Source organism: Synechococcus sp., assembly GCF_982614295.1.
On record NZ_CEXBMR010000089.1, the window covers coordinates 1 to 2421 of the forward strand.

The window sequence follows — 2421 nt, forward strand, 5'->3', positions numbered from 1 at the left end:
CACCACCACCTGCAAAACCCTGATTCGGTAGGGTTCAGTTGGGGCAACCGTGTAGGCCTGTTCTAGTAAAAACGAACCTGGTTCTAGGTGGGGGAGTGCCCTTATCCGCACTTGGATGTGGGCATAGATTGGTGGGTTATCAAAGGCCTGCTCACGATTGCAGAAATCACCGCAAAGCAGCTGGCAGAGTTGAAATGCATGGTCCATGGCTGCAAACTTAGGATGATGTTTCGATTTTTGGCAGCAACTTTAATGAATGGCTTTCCCCCGCAGCGCCTTTTGCTGGGTTTGCTGCCTTTGCTGGCACTCCTTCAAGGCTGCAAAATGCCGCTTTTGCAGGAGTATCTTGGTGAGCGATCTAAGTCCATAGGTTTTGGATCAACCATTCGTGTATTAGTAGAAACGAGAGAAGGAGCTGATCCACTCGCTCTAAAGCAGCAAAAATCTACGATCAACGCGGAAATTCGTGAGTTTGAGCGTTTCAATCCTGATGTGAAGATACAGGCTAGGTTTATTCCCATTGTTGATTTAGAAAGAGAGATTAAGTTTCAACACACTCGCGGCTTGGGCCCTGATTTAATACTTTTAACTAATAATAATGCCCTGCCATTTTTACGCAAGAATTTCATTAAACCCGTCTCGCTTAATCGATTTGAAATCCTTTCTATACGTAAAAGCTTGCTGCCCTTATTTAAGCATAAAGGTAAATTAATTGGAATCCCGGTATTTATTTATCCGCAACTTGCTTGCTATAACCGTTTGCGTTTAAAGAAACCTCCTGAAAATCTTGATGAACTTATAAAGCTGAGCCAGAACGGCTATTCATTTGGAATTAGTAAGAATTTTGATCAATTGCTATGGCTTTATTCCGGCCTGGGTGATGCTTTGTTTGAGCCAAAGATTCTGCCTTCTAGCCTTTCATTTCTGCGCTGGTTAAAGCTCGCAAATCTTCAGCCAACAATCAGTTTTGAATCTGATCCGCTCCTGTTGAGAAGCGGTTTGATCTCCGGTGAATTTAGTTGGATTACTTGCAATGGAGCCTGGCTGCCTGGTTTGCAAAGTAGTATGGGTGATAAGTTGGGCACTGTGATGCTTCCCAATATGCCAACAGGAAACGCAAGGCCGTTTTTAAGTGCGCGCACTTGGCTGTTTGGCTCGCAATCAAGTGGGCGGCAGCATGAATTAGCCAAGAAATTTGTACTTTTTTCAGTTAATATTGTTCAGCAACGAAATATGGCATTGAAATTAGGCACAGCGGCACCTGTGAATCCTGGCATTAGTTTACCACTTAAGACGAATAATACCTTGCAACTTGTTAATCTTGCTGCGGAGCGGGGTAAGTTGCTAAGTTTGGATCAGATTGATTGGCTCTATAAAACAGATCCCGTTTTAAGGCCCGATTTAAATCGTGTTATTAGTGGTGAGCAGAGCCCTGAAGCAATTGCACCCCGATTGAATCAACTTTTGAAATATGGAGCCAAAAAATGAATAATTTATCTGATATTTTTAACGATCTTTTCTCCGACGCTTTTCGAGTCTCTGTTCTTATTCAGATTGTTACTTTAGGACTTGCGCTCATATTCTGGGTTGTGCTAAGTAAATTGCTTAACCTAGAGGCTCGCCCTTGGCCATTTGAGAGACGTTATAAGTATATATCGGCTTTTAAGGAATTAGCAAATGAGTTGCTCTTGCTTTTTGTATTGAGAATCTTTTCGCTTGCGCTTGATAGTATTTCTGGTGTGGCTGGATTGGCATTTTTTATTACTGGTTTTTATGGCTTGTTTTTGTTTTCGAGATTTTTAATTATTTTGCTTAAATTTCACGCACCTATAGCGGTTGTAAGTAAATTTGATCTAAGTGTGCTGCGGCCTGCTTATGTGATTGTTGGCTTTTTAAGTGTTCTTTCTCAAATATCTGATTTACCATCTTTACTCGCTTCTCCTGTGGCCATGGTATTTGGCGATAATTTTAGTTTTAATGATGTTCTTTTACTTTTATTTGGTAGTTACTTTCTCGCTACCGGCACCGCTCTTCCGGCTTGGGGCTTAACTTGGCTAGCTGCAAAATTATTCCAATTATCAAAACCGGCAATAAGGGCTACTGAGTTGATTATGCGCTACCTAATTGTAGCGATTGGCTTCATTTCCATACTTGCAATCGTTGGTGTTAATTACACGTTTCTTGCCGCAATTGGCGGCGGATTATCGGTTGGTTTGGGTTTCGGCCTTAAGGAGGTTTTTAGTAATTTTATTAGCGGCTTATGGCTGCTAATTGAAGGTGCTGTGCGGCCCGGTGATGTGTTGCTTCTAGAAACCGGTAACGGAGAGGACCCTTGCGAAGTGCTTGAGCTTGGCATGCGTGCCACCACCCTTTGGCGCGATCGCGACAACGTGGAGTTGGTAGTACCAAACCAACTGTTTT

At 42.6% G+C, this 2421-nt stretch carries 3 protein-coding genes; 2 read left to right on the forward strand and 1 reads right to left on the reverse strand.

Annotated elements, in window-relative coordinates; translation table 11 throughout:
• Positions 1–207 (reverse strand): CpcT/CpeT family chromophore lyase (locus AC2JC8_RS09995; RefSeq protein WP_484594673.1); only part of this gene is annotated, 207 nt, incomplete at its 3' end.
• Between the two features lie 45 nt (positions 208–252).
• On the opposite strand from AC2JC8_RS09995, the gene AC2JC8_RS10000 reads away from it, so the two are divergent.
• Positions 253–1488 (forward strand): type 2 periplasmic-binding domain-containing protein, encoded by a 1236-nt coding sequence (locus tag AC2JC8_RS10000; RefSeq protein ID WP_484401087.1) that lies wholly within the window; start codon positions 253–255, stop codon positions 1486–1488.
• On the forward strand, positions 1485–2421 hold a 937-nt coding region (locus AC2JC8_RS10005; RefSeq protein WP_484594674.1), incomplete at its 3' end, for a mechanosensitive ion channel domain-containing protein. The genes AC2JC8_RS10000 and AC2JC8_RS10005, both read left to right, overlap by 4 nt.

Excerpts from the sequence above, each read along its gene's own strand:
- AC2JC8_RS10000 (WP_484401087.1), top strand. The coding sequence starts at position 253 with ATGAATGGCTTTCCCCCGCAGCGCCTTTTGCTGGGTTTGCTGCCTTTG.